This is a genomic window from Bradyrhizobium sp. HKCCYLRH3099 (genome assembly GCF_051167855.1).
Classification (GTDB): Bacteria; Pseudomonadota; Alphaproteobacteria; order Rhizobiales; family Xanthobacteraceae; genus Bradyrhizobium.
The window spans coordinates 147,996-166,478 of record NZ_JBNPTW010000005.1 but is presented as its reverse complement, the minus strand read 5'-3'; the positions used below and the strand labels follow the sequence as shown (position 1 = coordinate 166,478).

The window sequence follows — 18,483 nt, the reverse complement described above, 5'->3', positions numbered from 1 at the left end:
CGCTGCCATCGGCCGCACCGTCGGGCAGAACGTCCTCCGTCATTGTGGTAAGCAGGCGAATCCGTTGTCGGCAGGACAGCGGCGATCATGACCTCCGTCGGTCCGCCGAACGCCTGCCGGACCCCGCTTTCAAGACGAGATGAGACCCGCGTGATTCCCTGGAAGCTGATCGACACCGCAGACGTGCCCGGCGGCGGCGAGCCGCTGCGGTTGATGCAGCGTGGCAAGGAGTTCAGCATCAAGCTCGGCCAGAACGAGCTGATGAGCAGTCGCCTCTACGGCTCGGAAGAAGCGCTGGCGACCCTGAGCTGCGCCCGCCTCAAGGACCGCCCCGCCCCGACTCTGCTGATCGGCGGCCTCGGCATGGGCTTTACCCTGCGCGCGGCCCTGAAGGTGCTGGGGCCGCAGGCGCGCGTCACCGTCGCCGAGCTGGTGCCGGCCGTGATCGCCTGGGCGCGCGGGCCGATGGCCGAACTCTCCGGCGACAGCCTGGCCGATCCGCGCGTCGAGATCCGCGAGGGCGACGTGGTGCGGCTGATCACGGCCGCGCGCGGCAGCTATGATGCGATCCTGCTCGACGTTGACAACGGCCCGCAGGGACTGACCCGGGAGTCCAACGACGCGCTCTACGATCCCTCCGGCCTGCGCGCCGCCTTCACCGCGCTGCGCCCCGGCGGCCTGCTGGCCGTGTGGTCCTCCCACCCCGACGACCGCTTCGCGCCGCGGCTGCGCAAGGCCGGCTTCACCGCCGAGGAGATCAAGATCCGCGCCACCGGCCGCGGCGGTGGCGGCGCGCGTCACGTGATCTGGATCGCGACGCGGCCGGCCTGACCGGCCGGCATCTCGGTCCGGCATGCAGGCTCTTCCCGGAGAACCCCGACCACTGAACCGTCCCGCAACATCTGCCGCTACTTCCGACTGATCGGCCGCTATCTCAGATTGCTTTCTCCATCCCACGCACTACCCTCTCCGCTTTCAATCATGAATTTCGAGCGGGGGCGTATTCATGGCGAGTCCGAAGATCATCATCCTGTCGGATGGCACCGGCAACGCCGCCTCGAGCGTGTGGCGCACCAATGTCTGGCGCATGTTTCAGGCGCTGGACCTGCAAGGCAACACCCAGGCCGCCAAATATGACGACGGCGTCGGCACCTCCTCCTTCGTCCCGCTGGCGATCCTCGGCGGCGTCTTCGGCTTCGGCCTCAAGCGCAATATCCTGGACACCTACAAGTTCATCTGCCGCAACTACGATCACGACAACGGCTCGAAGATCTATCTGTTCGGCTTCAGCCGCGGCGCCTTCACGGTCCGTGTTCTCGCGGCGTTGATTCTCGATCAGGGGCTGGTCGTGGCCGGCACCGAAGCGGAATTGCATGACGGCGCGGCCAAGACGTACCGGGCCTATCGGGCCAAGGGATATCATTCGGTGTGGCGGATCGAGGTGCCGTTCCGCGCCTTGCGCGACCATGTGCTCACGCCGCTGATGGACCGCATCCGCGGCAGGAAGCCGTACGCTCGCATCGCGCGAAAGGACATTCCGTCGATCGAATTCATTGGCGTCTGGGACACCGTCGCGGCCTATGGACTTCCCATCGACGAGATGACGCGGGGCATCTCCAGCTGGGTCTGGCCGCTCGAGCTTCCGAACCGCGTTCTCAACCCGCGCGTCAACTGCGCGCGCCACGCACTCGCGCTGGACGATGAGAGAACCACGTTCCATCCGGTGCTCTGGACCGAAGAGGGAGAGACCAAGCCGGACGATCCCAAGACGATCGACGACGAACGGCTGGTGCAGGTCTGGTTCGTCGGCATGCACGCCAATGTTGGCGGCGGCTATCCGGACGATTCGGTCTCCTATGTGCCGCTGACCTGGCTCGTGGACGAGGCGGGCAAGCGCGGCCTGATCTTCAAATCCGCGCCGGTGGCCGATCCGGATTCGATCAAGTCGATCGTCACCTCGCAGGACAAGGACGGGCGCCTCTACGATTCGCGCGCCGGGCTCGGCTCGTACTATCGCTATGGCCCGCGCAAGGTGTCGGATCTGTGCAACGATCCGGCGGTGGGCGTCCACGTCGGCGTGGCCAAGATTCACGAGAGCGTTTTCGACCGCATCGACAGCGGCTGCAATGCCTACGCTCCCATCGGGCTGCCCGCCAACTACCTCATCGTGCGGCGAAGCGGCGCGCTGACGCCGCTCGGTCCGACGAGCTTCGAGACTCCGGACGGAGCAGCCGCACGCTTCGCGGCCCAGGAGAAGCTGTGGAATTTCGTCTGGATGCGGCGGCTGCTCTACTTTGCGACCCTGGCCGCCTCCCTCCACCTCGCGGCGTTCTGGCTGTTTCACGACCTCAATCGCGCACACGAATACGAGTCCCCCATCCGGATGGTCTCCGAAGCGGTCCGCCTGGTCGAATCGTTCCTGCCGCAATCGCTGCATTGGTGGACGGACTGGTACGCGGCCAATCCCGAATGGTTCGCCGGCGGCATCATCGCCGTGGCGCTGCTGATGCTCCTCGGCTCGATGCTCAGCGCCCGCATCAGCGACGCCATGCGCGTGATCTGGCGCGAACGTGCCTCACCGCCGGTTCTGTCCGGTCCCCTGCACCGCGCCATCTATGCCTTTCGAAACCATCCCGCCTATCTGTTCGTCATCAAGACCGGCAAACGGCACGTCCTGCCCGTCTTCCTTGCGCTGTTGACCGTATGGTTCGCCGCCACGCTGACGAGCCACTTCCTGTTCAACGCCGCAGACTCCACGGGCGCCTTCTGCCATGGCACACCGCGGCAGGAGCTCGTTGCCGTCGACAAAGGCATTCCGCAGGACGCCAAGGAGTTCTCGACGAACGCCATCTGCGCTCCCACCGGATTGAGTGTCCGCTCCGGTTTCAGGTACGAGATCATCGTCACGATGAGCGAGCCATGGGACGATGCCGGGCATCCGGTCACGCCGGCCGGATATCGCACATCCACAGTTCAGGGTTCTGCACGCTTGAAGTTCTATGCCGCCATCCTGCTGCGCCGCGTTCTCTTCCGCCCCTGGTATCGCCTGATCGCCCGGATCGGAGAGACCGGCGTCGACGAGTATTTTCTCGATCCTATTCCGGTCCCCAGCACGACGCCGCAAGCCTACAAGGCGACGTTCAAGGCCAGTCGAGGCGGCGAACTGTTCCTCTATGTCAACGACGCGGTGATCGGCCTGCCCTGGGTGTACGACGCCTTCTATCCGAACAACGCCGGCAAGGCGAAGGTGACCGTGAAGCTGCTGTAGCGCTGCTGGGCCAGCCGAAACCGCTCTCTTCTCCTGCGCCATTGGACGAGACCTGCCGACATGACCGTCGATCTCTTGAAGGACACCAAGACCTATCCGCGGATGACGCGCTGGTTCAATCCGCTGCTGCTGATCAAGCTGCTCAACAACGTCGTCACGTCGGCGATGTTCGGGCAGTATGCCGACCGGCGGCTGATGGTCGCCGCGCTGGACACGGTGACGTCAGACGAGCACATGACGCGCGCGACGGCGTTCGCCCGGAGCCAAAGCCCTGCGACGAAGGGGCCGGTCTGGATCGACTTCGTCGCCGATCTCGGCGACGGTTTTGACAGCACCTATGCGGTCGCCTGCCTGCTCGCCCGCGAGACGCTGGAGCTTGACGGCCAAGCCCTGCCACGCGGCGAGATGCTGATCATGGGCGGCGACGAAGTCTACCCGCTCGCTAATGCGCAGACCTACAGGAATCAGTTGCGACGGCCGTATCAATGGGCCTCTCCCGATCACGACAAGACGGATGATGGCGGAGTGCCGCTGTTCGCGATTCCCGGCAACCATGACTGGTATGACGGGCTGGTGCAGTTCCTCGCCTATTTCACCCGGCCGGCGCCGACCCATTTCGGCTCGTGGCGGACGCAGCAGAAGCGCAGCTATTTCGCGATCCAGCTCACCGAAAGCTGGTGGCTGTGGGGAATGGATATCCAGCTCGCCGAGAACATGGACCAGCCGCAGGCGGACTACTTCAAGCTCGTCGCCCAGTCGGACCAGCTCAAGCCGGGGTCGAAGATCATCCTCTGCACCGCGGAGCCCGGCTGGCTCTATACCGACACCAACATGAGATCGTGGGAGATCGTCGACTACGTCCTCGGCATCGCGAAGAAGGCGGACAACGCCCTGACGATCCCCTTGCTGCTGTCCGGCGACACCCATCACTACAGCCGCTACCAGGCCGAGGACGGCACGCAGTTCGTGACCTCGGGCGGCGGTGGCGCCTTCCTGCACCCGACCCACCAATTGGAGAAGACCGTCAGCGTGCGCTGGACCGGCACGAAGCTGCCGCTGACGCTCGCCGACAAGGAGGGCGGCAGGGAGCCCGCGGCCTACCCTTCGATGCCAATCAGCCGCGAATTGCTCTGGCGCAATCTGTGGTTCGCGGTCACGAACTGGGATTTCTCGATCTTCATGGGGCTGGTGTATTTCGTCGTCGGCGTCCTGGTCGGCCTGCGCAACGAGCCCGACATTGCCATCCTCGTGGCGGTGGCGTTCGGCGCCGGCATCATCGGCTATACCACCCGGCAGGAGCACGTCTCGCTCACCGACATCTTCAACAAATGGCGACGCCGTCACATCAGGACGGAGTTCGACGACATCGATCGCGAAAACGTGCCGATCCAGTTCAAGAAGGCGCTGGTCGTCATCGGCACCAGCGTGATTCACACGGCCGCCCATGTCTGCACGGCGCTCGGCGCCGCCACCGTCTTCAGCCAGATGAACGGCGACCCCTTCCCCGCCGGCCATCCCTGGTACAGCGTCTGGACCTGGCTCGGCCGGCTCGCGTTGGAGATGGGCGCGGTCGGCTTCGTGCTCGGCAGCACCTATTTCGGCCTCAACATGCTGATCACCTGCCGCTGGCTGCGCATGAACCGCAACGACGCTTTCAGCGCGCTGCGCATTGGCCACTACAACAATTTCCTGCGGCTGCGCATCGAAGGCGACGATGTCCAGGTCCACGCCATCGGCCTCGACCGCGTGCCTGACCGCCACGAGTGGCGGGAGAACCTGCAATACCGGGAAGGCCAGCCGCAGCAGCCCCGCTTCGCCCCCGCGACACCGTTGGCGCCGCACCTCATCGAGACGTTCGTCGTCTCCGGCAAAGCGGGTCCAGCCGCACGTCCGACCTAACGATTGGCGTCCGATGACGATCGCGACGACCCCCGCCGCGCCGGCTTGCGATCCTCGGCGCAGCCGAAGCCGCACTCCTTGGTTCTGGAAAAGCCCGGTGCATCCTTGACGTCGGCGTAGAAGATCCAGCCCGTCATGCCGTTGGCGCATCTGAGCTGGAGCCACTCGTGGTCGTCGTCCTCCGGGCGGGCGGCCGGCTCGCCAGCGACCTCCGTCGACGCGTCGAAGATGTCCTGATAGCCCTGATAGACCTCGGTGCCGATGCGCATCAGGAAGAAGCCTTCCGCTCCCGGACCGACCGCAGACCACCGGTCGCCGGCCTTCAATGTAACCTTGACCTCCTCGCCCTTCGGCCATCTCGGCAGCTCGGACGAGTAATCGCGTGTGAGTTGATACGTCCTGATCCGGCTGAACGTCACGAAGCGCAAGCGGTCCGCTTTGACCCGTTTGGTATTCCAGGGATGATAGGTCGCGCCTCTCCTGAGCAGGCAGGAAACTGATTTCGGCGCGCCGATCTCGGGCTCCGTTCGGACGGCGAGCGTGATGTCCTTGTCCACGGTGAACCCGTCCGGCCATTCGCGGCCCCAAAAGTCGTTCTTGAACCACACAGCCGGATCGTAGGTAGCCGGACCAGCGCGACCGGTCTGCGCCAGATCCGGCGGCGTCGCCGGCGCGACGGCCGGCCGCTCGACACCTTGCGCGCTGGCGAGGCATCCGCCGAGGGCGGCGGCCAGACCGAATGTCGGCACGGATGCCAGCAGCCTGGCGACCTTGTTCATCATGCCTCCTCACCTCCGCGCCCTCATCGCTCAACACCTACGATGCGTCCTCCGACTGGTCGAGGCCGCCGGCGTTGCCCTAACAATGGCGCGCCGCCTCCCGCGAAGGCCGTCCCAGGTTTCATCGTCATCGACGGCGCACATCGTCCTCATCACCTGACGCGCGCTGGCGTCCATCGCGGCGGACAGTGCATCGCATCAACACGCAGCTTCTCCGGCTAGCCGGAACTGCCGCCGCGCGAGCGAGTTGCTCAGCCGCTGAGAGGACACCGTGATGGCATTGGCATCGCGTCGTCCTGACTTCGAGCATGCATCTATCAGATAGACGGAGGCGACAATGAAAGCATCCCTTCTTCTTGCTGGCGCTGTGATCGTCGGATCCATCGCTCCGGCGCTTGCTGACGAGTACTACGTGGTGCAGGGACCGAGCCATCGCTGCACCATCACCACCACCCGCCCCGCGGATCGCGAGGTGGTCACGCAGATCGGCCCGATGGCGTTTACGAGCCGCGTAGAGGCCGAGGATCGCATCAGGCAGACCAAGGTCTGCGAGGATGCAGGGACGGTCGGAAGCACCGGCACCAGCACCACCACGATCATCCGCGAGAAGTAGCCGGCGCCAGACGTTCAGGCGGGACGCCGCCAAGGCCCGGGGGCCGTGCTCATCGCAATGGGCGCGGCCCTTCGCTCGACCGCTCCAGTGAGGTCGCGATCCCCGCGCGACGGCGCGGCCGCGATGGTTCCTCCTGCCATCCGCTCGCAGCAACGGGCGTTGCGTTCCACCCCTGTCTTGAGTACCCCATCGTTTCGCCGGGATCAGGACAACATGCCCTCACAATCCATCACGCTCGCCATCGGCAGCCTCGTTGTCGGGACGATCGTCCTGGGCCTCAAATATCTGGCCTACTGGATCACCGGCTCGGTCGCGCTCTATTCCGATGCGGTGGAGAGCATCGTGAACGTCGTGACGGCGGCGGTCGCGCTGCTGGCGGTGCGGATCTCCGCCAAGCCCGCCGACGCCAACCATCCGTTCGGTCACCACAAGGTCGAATATTTCAGCGCGGTCATCGAAGGCGTCATGATCGTCGTCGCGGCGCTGCTCATCATCCACGAGGCCTACGGCAATTTCCTCAACCCGCGGCCGTTCTCGGCGCCGCTCGAAGGCCTCGTCGTGAACGGAGGGGCGAGCGCGCTCAATGCCGTCTGGTGCTGGATGCTGATCAGCCGCGGCAAGCGGCTGCGGTCGCCGGCGCTGGTCGCGGACGGACGGCATCTGCTGACGGATGTCATTTCCTCCGGCGGCGTCGTGATCGGCCTGGGCCTCGCGGTGATACTGCAGCTGCCCGTGCTCGATCCGGCGCTGGCGCTGCTGGTCGCCGTCAACATCCTGTGGTCGGGCTGGCAGGTGCTGAAGGAATCGACCAGCGGGCTGATGGACGAGGCCGTGCCGGAGGCGACGCTGGCGCGCATCCGCCAGATCATCGGCCTGCATGCCGGCGGCGCGCTCGAGGCTCATGACGTGCGGACACGCCATGCCGGCAAGCTGACCTTCATCGAGTTTCATCTCGTCGTGCCCGGCGAGATGTCCGTCCGTCAGGCACACGACATCTGCGACCGGATCGAAGCCGCGCTACGCGAGGACGACGAGCATAGCTGGATCACCATCCACGTCGAGCCGGAGGACAAGGCCAAGCATTCAGGTGTCGTGGTGCTGTGACGCCGCTCCCTCATGTGCCGTTGGCTATCGGGGCCCGGCGATCGTTTTCGTCCTGGGAAGGAACGAAGCCCTGCCACCCGCCCGCGTCGGTGCCGCAGTCCCGAGCCGCACCGGCTGCCAACCTTGCGACAGCTGTGGCGCGGCGTCGCCACTCGTGCAACTTGTTGCGGCAGCGCCCCTTTTTGCCCATTTTCCGATTGACGGCAACACGAGGCGCTGAAATGGTGCGCCGGTTTTTGAGAGCCTGCCGGGCCGGATAGGCCGCTGTGCCGCATGCCGCGCAGCCAAGAGCGGGCCATGCGGGACGTCGCAAGACATTGGGGGAGGATTGCGTTGCAAGCGTTGCTGAAATTGAGCCGCGGGATCGATGCGTTCACGAGCTGGACCGGCAAGCGGCTCGCGTGGCTGATCCTGCTGGCGGTGATCATCTCGACCGTCAACGCCATTGTCCGCAAGACACTCGATACCTCGTCCAACTCATGGCTCGAGCTGCAATGGGTGCTGTTCGCGGCGGTTTTCCTGCTGTGCTCGCCCTGGACCCTGCTCGACAACGAGCACATCCGCATCGACATCGTGAACGCCATGCTGCCGAAATGGCTGCGTGACACCATCGACGTCGTCGGTCACGTGCTGTTCCTGATCCCGCTCTGCATCGTGATGATCATCACCAGCGTGCCGTTCTTCCTGCGCTCGGTCGAGATCAACGAGCAGTCCAGCAATGCCGGCGGCCTGCCGCAATGGCCGGCGAAATCGCTGATCATGATCGGGTTCGTCTTCCTGCTCGTGCAGGCCATCTCCGAGCTGATCAAGCGCATCGCGGTGATGCGCGGACTCATCCCAGATCCCCACGCTTCGAAGTCCCACGGGATCGAGGCCGAGGTCGAGCACCTCGTCGAAGCGATCGAAAAGAAATAAACGGCGGGCTGGGGGGATACTTCAATGACTGCGTTTCTGATCGCCAATATGGCGCCGATCATGTTCGGCTCGCTGGTCGTCATGCTGCTGCTCGGCTATCCGGCGGCATTCTCGCTCGGCGCCGTCGGGCTGTTCTATGCCCTCGTCGGCATCGAGCTCGGTGAATTCCGACCGGACTTCCTGCAGGCGCTCCCCGAACGCGTCTACGGCGTGATGAACAACGACACGCTGCTGGCGATTCCGTTCTTCACCTTCATGGGCCTGATCCTGGAACGATCCGGCATGGCCGAGGACCTGCTCGACACCATCGGGCAGCTGTTCGGCACCATCCGGGGCGGCCTCGCTTATGCGGTCATCTTCGTCGGCGCGCTGCTCGCCGCCACCACCGGTGTCGTCGCGGCCTCCGTGATCTCGATGGGCCTGATCTCGCTGCCGATCATGCTGCGCTACGGCTATGACCGCCGCCTCGCCTCGGGCGTCATCGCCGCCTCCGGCACGCTGGCGCAGATCATTCCGCCGTCGCTGGTGCTGATCGTGATGGCCGACCAGCTCGGCAAGTCGGTCGGCGACATGTATGAGGGCGCCTTCATTCCCGGCCTCGTGCTGTCAGCGCTGTACGCCGGCTACGCCTTCCTGGTCAGCATGATCTTCCCGAAGGCCGCGCCGGGCCTGCCGCCCGAGGCGATCGGCTTCCGCGAGGATTCCGGCAGCCGCGGCCTCGGCTCGCTCGGCGTACTGTTCCTGGCGTCCTGCGTGTTCGGCTGGTACGTGATGCGCGGCTCCACGTATCACGGCGCGGATTTCGTCGTGCTCTGCATGTTCTCCGGCATCGTGTTCGCCTTCGCGGTCGCGGTGGTGAATTGGGTGCTCGAGCGCACCACAGGATACCGCTTCCTGTCGCGCATGGCGCAGCAGACCACCTTCGTGATGGTGCCGCCGCTGTTCCTGATCTTCCTAGTGCTCGGCACGATCTTCATCGGCCTGGCAACGCCGACCGAAGGCGGTGCCATGGGCGCGGCCGGCGCGATCATCCTCGGCGCGATCAAGCGGCGGCTGAGCTTCGACCTGGTCCGCCAGGCGGTCGAGTCCACCGCCAAGCTGTCGGCCTTCGTGGTCTTCATTCTGGTCGGCGCGCGCGTGTTCTCGCTGACTTTCTACGGCGTCAACGGCCACGTCTGGGTCGAGCACCTCCTGACCTCCCTGCCCGGCGGCCAGATCGGCTTCCTGATCTTCGTCAACGCCTTCGTGTTCGTGCTGGCCTTCTTCCTCGACTTCTTCGAGCTGGCCTTCATCATCATCCCGCTGCTCGGACCCGCGGCCGAGAAGCTCGGCATCGACCTGATCTGGTTCGGCGTCATCCTCGGCGTCAACATGCAGACCTCGTTCATGCATCCGCCGTTCGGCTTCGCGCTGTTCTACCTGCGCTCGGTGGCGCCGAAGGACTCCTATCTCGACCGCGTCACCGGCAAGCGGATGGAGCCGGTCACGACGGGCCAGATCTACTGGGGCGCGGTGCCGTTCGTGGTGATCCAGCTGATCATGGTGATGCTGGTGATCATCTTCCCGTCGATGGTCATGCACTACAAGGGCACGGCTTCGACCGTCGATCCGAACTCGATCAAGATCGACATCCCGCAGATCGACGCGCCGCCGCTCGACTTCGGCCCGCCGAAATTCGACTCCGATCCGCCGAAGCAGTGATGCGGCGCTCGCGCGAGACAACGAAAAACCCCGGCGCAACGCGCCGGGGTTTTTGTTTTGCGTCAAGGCCCCGAAGGCCAATGCGTCAGGCCAGCGGATTGCGCGCCATGAAGGCGTCGTAGCCGATCTCGGCGACCTGGAACCAGGAGTAGCCATTGCCCGCGAACGCCGACAGCGATTCGTAGGTCTTCTTGAAATCGGGGTTGCTGGCCGCGACCTCGCCGTGCAGTTCGCGCGCCGCCTTGATGCAAGCCTGCATGATCTCCGGCGAGAAGGCATGCAGCTTGGCGCCGGCCGCGAGCAGCCGGCGCAGCGCCGGGGGATTGCCCTGGTCGTACTTCGCCATCATCCAGTTGTTGGCGTAGTGGCCGGCGTGCTCGAGGATCTTCTGATAGTGCTTGGGCAGCGCATTCCAGCGGTCCTGATTGACGAAGGAGAGCAGCATCGGCCCGCCTTCCCACCAGCCCGGATAGTAGTAGTGCGGCGCGACCTTGACGAAGCCGAGCTTCTCGTCGTCGTACGGCCCGACCCACTCAGCGGCATCGATGGTGCCCTTCTCCAGCGCCGGGTAGATGTCGCCGCCAGCGATCTGCTGCGGCACCGCGCCGAGCTTCTGCAGCACGCGTCCGGCGAAGCCGCCGACGCGGAATTTCAGGCCCTTCAGATCATTGACGCCGGTGAGCTCCTTGCGGAACCAGCCGCCCATCTGACAGCCGGTGTTGCCGGCGAGCAGCGAGACCACATTGTACTTCGCATAGAACTCGTTGAGGATTTCGCGGCCTCCGCCCATCATGTACCAGGCTTGGTTGATGCGCATGTTCGGTCCGAACGGCACCGACGAGCCGAAGGTGAAGGTCGGATCCTTGCCGAAATAATAGTAGGACGCGGTGTGGCCGATCTCGACGGTGCCGTTCTGCACGGCGTCGAGAACCTGGAGGCCGGGCACGATTTCGCCGGCGGCGAAGGGCTGGATCTGGAATTTGTTGTCGGTGGCCTCACCGACCACCTTGGCCATGATCTCGGCGCCGCCATACAGGGTGTCGAGCGATTTCGGCCAGCTCGTCGGCATGCGCCATTTCAGCTCCGGCATGGACTGCGCAATGGCCGGCGCCGCGATCGCCGCCGCACCGGCCGCGCCGAGCCCGGTGACCTTGATGAAGTCTCTCCGCTTCATGATTTTCCCTCCCTAGGGTGATGTTTGTTCGTTCTCCGAGCCGCCTTCTTTGTGAGGCTTCAGTTCCAGTGTGGATCAAAGTGCGTCAGAGTGCCATTGCGAAACGTTGTCGCAACGCAATGCAAAAAGCCCGGCCTCTTGCGAGGCCGGGCTTGATGTCGATCCGCCGATCTGACGTTTGCGATCAGCCGCGGGTGCGCGAGCGGATCATGAAGCTGTCGTAGGTGTACTCGGCCACCTGCCACCACAGATATTCATCCGAGCGGTAGGCCTGCATCGCGTCGATCACCTTCTTGAAGTCGGCGTTCTTGGCCGAGATCTCGCCCCACAGCTCATTGGTCGCCTTGAGGCAGGCCTCGAGCACTTCGTTGGTGAACGGACGAAGCTGGGTGCCGCCAGCAACGAGGCGCTTCAGTGCCGCCGGGTTCACCTGATCGTAGCGCGCGGCCATCCAGGTGTTGGCGTTGACCGTCGCGTTGGTGAGGATCGACTGGTAGTGCTTCGGCAACTCGTTCCACTTGTCGAGATTGGCGAAGGCGTGAACGGTCGGACCGCCTTCCCAGAAGCCCGGGTAGTAGTAGTACTTCGCCACCTTCTGGAAGCCGAGCTTCTCGTCGTCATACGGGCCGACCCACTCGGCGGCGTCGATGGTGCCCTTTTCCAGCGACGGATAGATGTCGCCGCCCGCGAGCTGCTGCGGCACGACGCCGAGCTTCTGCAGGACCTGGCCGGCGATGCCGCCGATACGGAATTTCAAGCCCGACAGATCGGCGACGGTCTTGATCTCCTTGCGGAACCAGCCGCCCATCTGGGTGCCGGTGTTGCCGCAGGGGAAGCCGATGACGTTGGACTTCTTGTAGAACTCGTTGGCGAGCTCGTTGCCGCCGCCCTGGTAGAGCCAGGAGTTCTGCTGCCGGGCGTTGAGGCCGAACGGCACCGAGGCGAAGATCGCGAAGGTCGGGTCCTTGCCGACGTAGTAGTAAGACACCGTGTGGCACATCTCGACGGTGTTCTTGGAGGTCGCGTCGAGCGCCTGCAGGCCGGGCACCAGCTCACCGGCCTGGAAGACCTGGATCTGGAACTTGTTGTCGGTCATCTCGGCGACCTGCTTCGCCATGTACTCGGCGCCGCCATAGATCGTGTCGAGCGACTTCGGGAAGCTCGAGGTCAACCGCCACTTGATCTCAGGCATCGACTGCGCAATCGCAGGCGAGGCCACCGCGGCCGACGCCGCGGCACCCGCAGCCGAAACCTTCAGAAAATCACGACGCTTCATATTAAGGCATCTCCTTGTTGGGGGCGTTTCCCGTTGAAAACTTTATCCGCCGACGCGATTGGCCGCGTCAGGTCGAAGGCGATCCGCGGCGGGCTTAGCACGGAACCGGTTAAGCGAAAACGCGACGTTGGGATGACGAACAGCCGAATGGTCGCACGCAAATTGCTGCAGCGCATCAAGCCGCAGCGATGGCGCCCTTGAGCTGATCGCGGACGGCGGACGCGATGGTCCGGTAGATCGCGGCGTGAGGTCCGTTCGGCTCGCTCTCGACGACCGGATTGCCGGCATCCGAGGTCGAGCGGATGTCCATGTGCAGCGGGATCTCGCCGAGGAACGGCACGCCGAGACGCTCGGCCTCGTGGCGCGCGCCGCCATGGCCGAAGATATCGGAACGCGTGCCGCATTGCGGGCACTGGAAGTAGCTCATGTTCTCGATGATGCCGAGCACGGGGACATTCACCTTGCGGAACATCGCAAGCCCGCGGCGCGCGTCGATCAGCGACAGGTCCTGGGGCGTCGAGACGATCACGGCGCCCTTCAACGGCACGTTCTGCGCCAGCGTGAGCTGGGCATCGCCGGTGCCGGGCGGCATGTCGACGACGAGGACGTCGAGCGTGCCCCAGGCGACGTCGCGCAGCATCTGGTTGATCGCCGACATCACCATCGGCCCGCGCCAGACCAGCGCCGAGTCCTCCTCGACCAGGAAGCCGATCGACATGATCGACAGGCCGAAGCGCGTCAGCGGGATCATCTTCTTCTCGGGCGTGAGCTGCGGCTTCTCCTGCAGGCCCGTCAGGCGCGGCACCGAGGGCCCGTAGATGTCGGCATCGAGCAGCCCGACCTTGAGGCCGAGATCGCGCAAGCCCAGCGCCAGATTGATCGCGGTGGTCGACTTGCCGACGCCGCCCTTGCCCGAGGCCACGGCGATGACGGCGGCGATGCCGGGAATCGGCGCCTGCCGGGACATCGGCGAATCGGAAGGATGCTGGTGCTGATGCGGGCGATGCGCCGAGACCGGCTGCACGCCGCCCTGCCGCGGCGCGGGGGCCGGCGCAGCGCCGGCCTTGCGCTCGGCCGTCAGCGCGATCATCGCCATGGTCACGCCGGGAATGGCGCGCACGGCGGCCTCGGCCTGCGCACGGGTGGTCTCCCAGGCGCGGGCTTCGCTGGCCTCGACATTGATTGAGAAGAACACCTTGCCGTCATTGGCGGTGATCGGCGACAGCACGCCGGAATCGGGCAGCGCTACGCCGCGCGGCGAGCGGACCCGCTTGAGTGCCTCGACAACCTGCTCTTGCGTCACGCTCACGGCGCGTCTCCTGAATAAGTTCAGAACGCGCCACATCATCGCGTCCTATCGTCTTGGCCGGACGCGATCTTCCGCACGAGCGAAAGGGATCGCTCCAGCCTTCTGTTGCGCTGCTTCATAAGCCCGGCCGGCTCAAAACGCCACCATGGTTCCGATATCCGCAGCGGTCTCGTCAGGCGCATCTTCGGCCTGCTCTTTCGCTGCCTCGTAATTGAGCTCGATCATCACGCCGTTGGGGTCGCGGACGAAGATCTGCCACAGCTCGCCGCCCGGCACCTGCCGCGCCTCGAACGGCATGGCCTTGGCCGCAAGCCGGGCCTTCATCCCCGCAAAGCCGCGGCTGACGAAGGCGACGTGATGGACGACGCCGGAGTCCGGCTTCTGGGCCTCCGATGTCGGCGAGATATCGACGAGATGCACCACGGGGCGGCCCTCGCTGTACATCCAGGCGCCGGGAAAGGCGAAGTTCGGCCGGGCGCCGTTCTCCAGCCCGAGCACGTCTTCATAGAAGCGCACCGTCTCCTGGAGGTTGCGGGTCCGGATGTTGAAATGATCGAGCACGCCGACGCTGACGCCCATGCGAGACACTCCCTGGCTGGTTGATATCTTCGGATTTCGTTGCCCGATGACGGCTTTGCAAGCCGTCATGATGATGCCTCTTTAGCACGGCCGCGCGCTTTCGCATCCGTCACGAAGCCGTTGCCCCTGCCCGACAAGCCGTTATGGTGCGGCGTCCAGCAGGCCGCCGCGATCCGCGCCGGATGCTGATGTGTTCCTTCCAAGAACAGCCCGGCCCGTTCAAGGCCGTCGGCAGAACCCCAAGGTCAAGGTAGCTCACATGGCTAAAGTCGCTTTCATCGGTCTCGGCGTCATGGGTTTCCCCATGGCGGGACATCTCGTGAAGAAGGGTGGTCACGAGGTCACGGTCTACAACCGCACCGCGGCCAAGGCGAAGGAATGGGCCGACAAGTTCGGCGGCAAGACCGCCGCGACGCCGAAGCAGGCCGCCGAGGGCCAGGATTTCGTGATGTGCTGCGTCGGCAACGACAACGACCTGCGCTCGGTCACCATCGGCCCGGATGGCGCCTTCGCTGGCATGACCAAGGGCGCGACCTTCGTCGACCACACCACCGCGTCGGCTGAAGTGGCACGTGAACTCGACGCCGCAGCCACCAAGGCCGGCTTCAAATTCATCGACGCACCAGTCTCCGGCGGTCAGGCGGGCGCTGAGAACGGTGTGCTGACCGTGATGTGCGGCGGCACGGCCGACGCCTATGCCGGCGCCGAGCCGGTCATCGCCGCCTATGCCCGCATGTGCAAGCTGCTGGGACCGGCCGGCTCCGGCCAGCTGACCAAGATGGTCAACCAGATCTGCATCGCCGGCCTCGTGCAGGGCCTGTCCGAAGGCATCCATTTCGCCAAGAAGTCGGGCCTCGATGTTCCCGCCGTGATCGAGACCATCTCCAAGGGCGCCGCCCAGTCCTGGCAGATGGAGAACCGCTACAAGACCATGAACGACGGCAAATATGACTTTGGTTTTGCGGTGGAATGGATGCGCAAGGACCTGTCGATCTGCCTGTCCGAAGCCCGCCGCAACGGCGCCCATCTGCCGGTGACCGCGCTGGTCGATCAGTTCTACTCCGAGGTCGAGAAGCTCGGCGGCAAGCGCTGGGACACGTCGAGCCTGCTGGCCCGGCTGGAGAAGTAAACCGTCGTCGCGACGGCCCTCCCTGTCGCCGCCGCTTCGGGCGGCGGCAGGATCATCGCTGCCCGCCACGATCTCCGGCATCGCCGATCCCGCGCGCGACCTGTCCGCGCGCTTCCCGCCAGTGTCGCGTGATTGCACGCCCCACAACGCGCTGATACCTGTTCCAATCGCTAGCCGTTCGCATGTGTTGCCAGATCGAGACACGCCGCAGCAGAATGCCAAATATGTAATGTTATAACATTACATATTGGCGGAGTTGGGCTAACGCTTGGACTGTCATCGTGAACGCAAGGGGACGCGGCGTCCGGGACGATCGGGAGCCGCGATGGGAATCGACATGAGCGTGCGGAGTTTGTGGGGATCAGTATCGTTGGCGGCACTGGTGGCGGCGGGCTGCTCCGCGACCACTAGCGCCGGCGCGCAGCAGGCGTTCGAGCCGGGTCGCAGGGCAGCGGCCGACACGGTGCTGCCGGACGTCACCGTTGACGCTCCCCGACAGCGGCCGACCGCCGGCCGGACCCCGTCGCCGGCGAGGAACACCGCTCCAGCGGCACGCCGGGCGGCATCCCGGCGCGTCACGGCGCCGTCGCAGGCTACCCAACCGACCGTCCCCTCCTCCGCCACGGCGGTGGCGACGCCGCTCAACGGCAATGCACCGGCCGCCGCCGGCAGCCGCCTCGGTCTCACCGCGCGCGAGGTGCCGGCGACCGTCGAAGTGGTTGGCGCCGAGACGCTGCGCGAGCAGGGCTACCACACGACGGTGGACGCGGTGAGAGGCGCCACCGGCGTCAGCGCGGGCGATGCGCCGAATGATGTCGGCTTCGCGATGCGCGGCTTCCAGGGCAACCAGATCAGCGTCCTCTACAACGGCATCAATATCGGACCGACCGGCTTCACCGCGCTGACGATGGAGACGTACAATCTCGACCGCGTCGAGTTCCTCAAGGGCCCCTCCTCGCTGATCTCGGGCCAGGGCGCGGTCGGCGGCACCATCAACTTCGTGACCAAGGCGCCGCACACCGGCCCGGTGCAGAACGAGGCGTTCGTCGGCTTCGACCAGCGCGGCACGTTCCGCAGCGGCTTCGGCTCCGGCGGCAGCACGACCGTCCCGGGGCTCGATTATCGTTTCGACATCAGCCGGACCAGGGAAGTCGGCTTCATCGACGACACCGAGTTCAAGAACGTCCACGTTTCCGGCCAGCTGAACTATCGCCTGTCGGACAGCTTCAGGACGTTCGTCGCGGCCGAGTTCAAGGACTACAAGGCCAAGCCCTATGAGGGCACGCCGCTGGTACCGGCGGCCGACAGCGGCACCAATGCGATCGCCGGCATCGTCTCGGGCAGCAAGATATCCGCCTACAACAGCAGCAATCTCGACTCCGTGACGATCGACCGCCGCACGCTGTCGACCAATTACAATGTGGTCGACGGCCACAAGACGATCAAGGAGTCGTGGGTCCGCAGCGGCTTCGAATGGGACCTGAACAATGCCGTCATCTTGAGGAGCCAGATCTACAACTACAATGCCAGCCGCGACTGGTACAATAACGAGATCTCGGCCTACAACTCGCTCACCAAACAAGTCGATCGCGAGCGCTTCTTCGTCCACCACAATCACAACATCGTCGGCAACATCACTGACGTCACCTGGAACGGCAGCATCTTCGGTCTTGACAACCGCCTGGTCGGCTCGGTCGAGAGCTCCCATACCGACTTCACGCGCCCCGGCGCGGCAAACTTTCCCGGCGAGCCCGTTCCGCTGGTCGGCTTCGACCGCGGCACCTATGGCGACTTGAGAACGCAGTTGCAGACGGCGACGATCGACAGCGTCGCGCTCAATCTAGAGGACCGGCTCAAGCTGACGAACACCTTCGCCCTGGTCGGCGGCCTGCGCTACAACCCGCTCACGCTCGATCGCAACTGGATCAGGAACGGCGCCGAGCGGCCCGGCTTCCCCTATTCGAAGAGCTGGCAGCCGGTCACAGGCCGCATCGGCTATACCTGGGAGGCGCTGCCTGGCACCATCTTCTACAGCCAATACGCGACGGCGAGCGATATTTCGGCCGACAGCATCTTTCTCTTGAGCCCGACGCAGAACCTGACCATGTCGGACTCGCGCAGCTACGAGACCGGCGTCAAGCAGCTCGCCTGGAGCGGCCGGGCCGAATGGACCTTCTCGGCGTTCGACATCGAGCGCAACAATGTCTACAGCGCGCAGGCCGGCCAGCAGCTCAACTTGGCCGGCAAGGTCAAATCGCAGGGCGTCGAGTTCTCAGCCGCGGTGCGGCCGACGCCGGAGAGCAGATTGTGGGGCAATGTCGCCTACGTCCGCGCCCGCTATGCCGACTATGACCTGGCTGACGGCAGCGCTTCGTTCTCCGGCAACACACCGCCCAACATTCCGGCCGTGATCGTCAATGGCGGCGGCTCCTACCGCTTCCTCAATCCCGGCTGGTGGCCGGTCGAGCTCGGCTTCTCCGTGCGCCATGTCGGCGATCGCTGGAGCACCGATGCCAACACGGTGAAGCTGCTGGCCTACACCACGGCCGACCTGTTCGCCTTCGTCGACCTGCCGAAGGTGCCGCTGTTCGCCACCGCGACCAGCACCCGCCTCGCCTTCCGCGTCCGCAACGTCACCGACAAGCGCTACGCCGCCTGGAGCGATCCCTTCTATCCCGACCAGATCTTCCTGGGCGCCCCCCGCACCTACGAGGTCGAAGCCTCGTTCAAGTTCTAG

Annotated in this window: 14 protein-coding genes; 9 read left to right on the top strand and 5 right to left on the bottom strand. The window is 65.0% G+C overall.

Annotation, left to right across the window (positions count from 1 at the left end):
* Positions 1 to 150 precede the first annotated feature (150 nt).
* The 3 genes from ACQR1Y_RS13335 to ACQR1Y_RS13325 all read left to right on the top strand — a co-directional run bounded on the left by ACQR1Y_RS13335 (position 151) and on the right by ACQR1Y_RS13325 (position 5,167).
* A complete protein-coding gene (locus tag ACQR1Y_RS13335) occupies positions 151 to 831 on the top strand; it encodes a spermidine synthase (protein WP_434876904.1) in 681 nt (226 codons plus the stop codon).
* A 175-nt stretch (positions 832 to 1,006) separates the two neighbouring features.
* Complete coding sequence (locus ACQR1Y_RS13330; protein ID WP_434876766.1) at positions 1,007 to 3,268, top strand: DUF2235 domain-containing protein; 2,262 nt, start codon at positions 1,007 to 1,009, stop codon at positions 3,266 to 3,268.
* Positions 3,269 to 3,328: 60 nt separating this feature from the next.
* Positions 3,329 to 5,167: a metallophosphoesterase gene (locus ACQR1Y_RS13325; RefSeq protein WP_434876765.1), complete on the top strand. Its 1,839-nt coding sequence runs from the start codon at positions 3,329 to 3,331 to the stop codon at positions 5,165 to 5,167.
* On the opposite strand, the gene ACQR1Y_RS13320 is transcribed toward ACQR1Y_RS13325, so the two are convergent.
* Positions 5,164 to 5,946 (bottom strand): hypothetical protein, encoded by a 783-nt coding sequence (locus ACQR1Y_RS13320; protein WP_434894308.1) that lies wholly within the window; start codon positions 5,944 to 5,946, stop codon positions 5,164 to 5,166. The genes ACQR1Y_RS13325 and ACQR1Y_RS13320 overlap by 4 nt on opposite strands.
* Positions 5,947 to 6,283: 337 nt before the next feature.
* Here ACQR1Y_RS13320 and ACQR1Y_RS13315 point away from each other — a divergent pair, with 337 nt between their 5' ends.
* From ACQR1Y_RS13315 to ACQR1Y_RS13300, 4 genes are all read left to right on the top strand, one after another.
* Entirely contained in the window at positions 6,284 to 6,559 is a 276-nt protein-coding gene (locus ACQR1Y_RS13315; RefSeq protein ID WP_434857662.1) for a hypothetical protein, read from the top strand.
* 213 nt (positions 6,560 to 6,772) lie between these two features.
* Complete coding sequence (locus ACQR1Y_RS13310) at positions 6,773 to 7,663, top strand: cation diffusion facilitator family transporter (protein WP_434876763.1); 891 nt, start codon at positions 6,773 to 6,775, stop codon at positions 7,661 to 7,663.
* Positions 7,664 to 7,996: 333 nt separating this feature from the next.
* A complete protein-coding gene (locus ACQR1Y_RS13305) occupies positions 7,997 to 8,578 on the top strand; it encodes a TRAP transporter small permease subunit (protein WP_434857667.1) in 582 nt (193 codons plus the stop codon).
* A gap of 24 nt (positions 8,579 to 8,602) precedes the next feature.
* Positions 8,603 to 10,279, top strand: coding sequence for a TRAP transporter large permease (locus ACQR1Y_RS13300; protein ID WP_434876762.1), 1,677 nt, complete (start codon positions 8,603 to 8,605; stop codon positions 10,277 to 10,279).
* An 85-nt stretch (positions 10,280 to 10,364) separates the two neighbouring features.
* Here the strand turns inward: ACQR1Y_RS13300 and ACQR1Y_RS13295 are convergent, their stop codons facing one another.
* The 4 genes from ACQR1Y_RS13295 to ACQR1Y_RS13280 all read right to left on the bottom strand — a co-directional run bounded on the left by ACQR1Y_RS13295 (position 10,365) and on the right by ACQR1Y_RS13280 (position 14,617).
* Complete coding sequence (locus tag ACQR1Y_RS13295; protein WP_434876761.1) at positions 10,365 to 11,453, bottom strand: TRAP transporter substrate-binding protein; 1,089 nt, start codon at positions 11,451 to 11,453, stop codon at positions 10,365 to 10,367.
* A gap of 184 nt (positions 11,454 to 11,637) precedes the next feature.
* The gene (locus ACQR1Y_RS13290; RefSeq protein ID WP_434857670.1) at positions 11,638 to 12,729 is read right to left on the bottom strand and encodes a TRAP transporter substrate-binding protein; all 1,092 of its coding nucleotides are present in this window, start codon (positions 12,727 to 12,729) and stop codon (positions 11,638 to 11,640) included.
* A 175-nt stretch (positions 12,730 to 12,904) separates the two neighbouring features.
* On the bottom strand, positions 12,905 to 14,038 hold the full coding sequence (locus ACQR1Y_RS13285; RefSeq protein WP_434876760.1) for an Mrp/NBP35 family ATP-binding protein: 1,134 nt from the start codon (positions 14,036 to 14,038) through the stop codon (positions 12,905 to 12,907).
* Positions 14,039 to 14,170: 132 nt separating this feature from the next.
* Entirely contained in the window at positions 14,171 to 14,617 is a 447-nt protein-coding gene (locus ACQR1Y_RS13280; RefSeq protein ID WP_434876759.1) for a VOC family protein, read from the bottom strand.
* A 259-nt stretch (positions 14,618 to 14,876) separates the two neighbouring features.
* Here ACQR1Y_RS13280 and ACQR1Y_RS13275 point away from each other — a divergent pair, with 259 nt between their 5' ends.
* Together ACQR1Y_RS13275 and ACQR1Y_RS13270 are read left to right on the top strand one after the other, a co-directional pair.
* Entirely contained in the window at positions 14,877 to 15,746 is an 870-nt protein-coding gene (locus ACQR1Y_RS13275) for an NAD(P)-dependent oxidoreductase (protein WP_434857673.1), read from the top strand.
* A gap of 337 nt (positions 15,747 to 16,083) precedes the next feature.
* Positions 16,084 to 18,483, top strand: coding sequence for a TonB-dependent receptor domain-containing protein (locus tag ACQR1Y_RS13270; protein WP_434876758.1), 2,400 nt, complete (start codon positions 16,084 to 16,086; stop codon positions 18,481 to 18,483).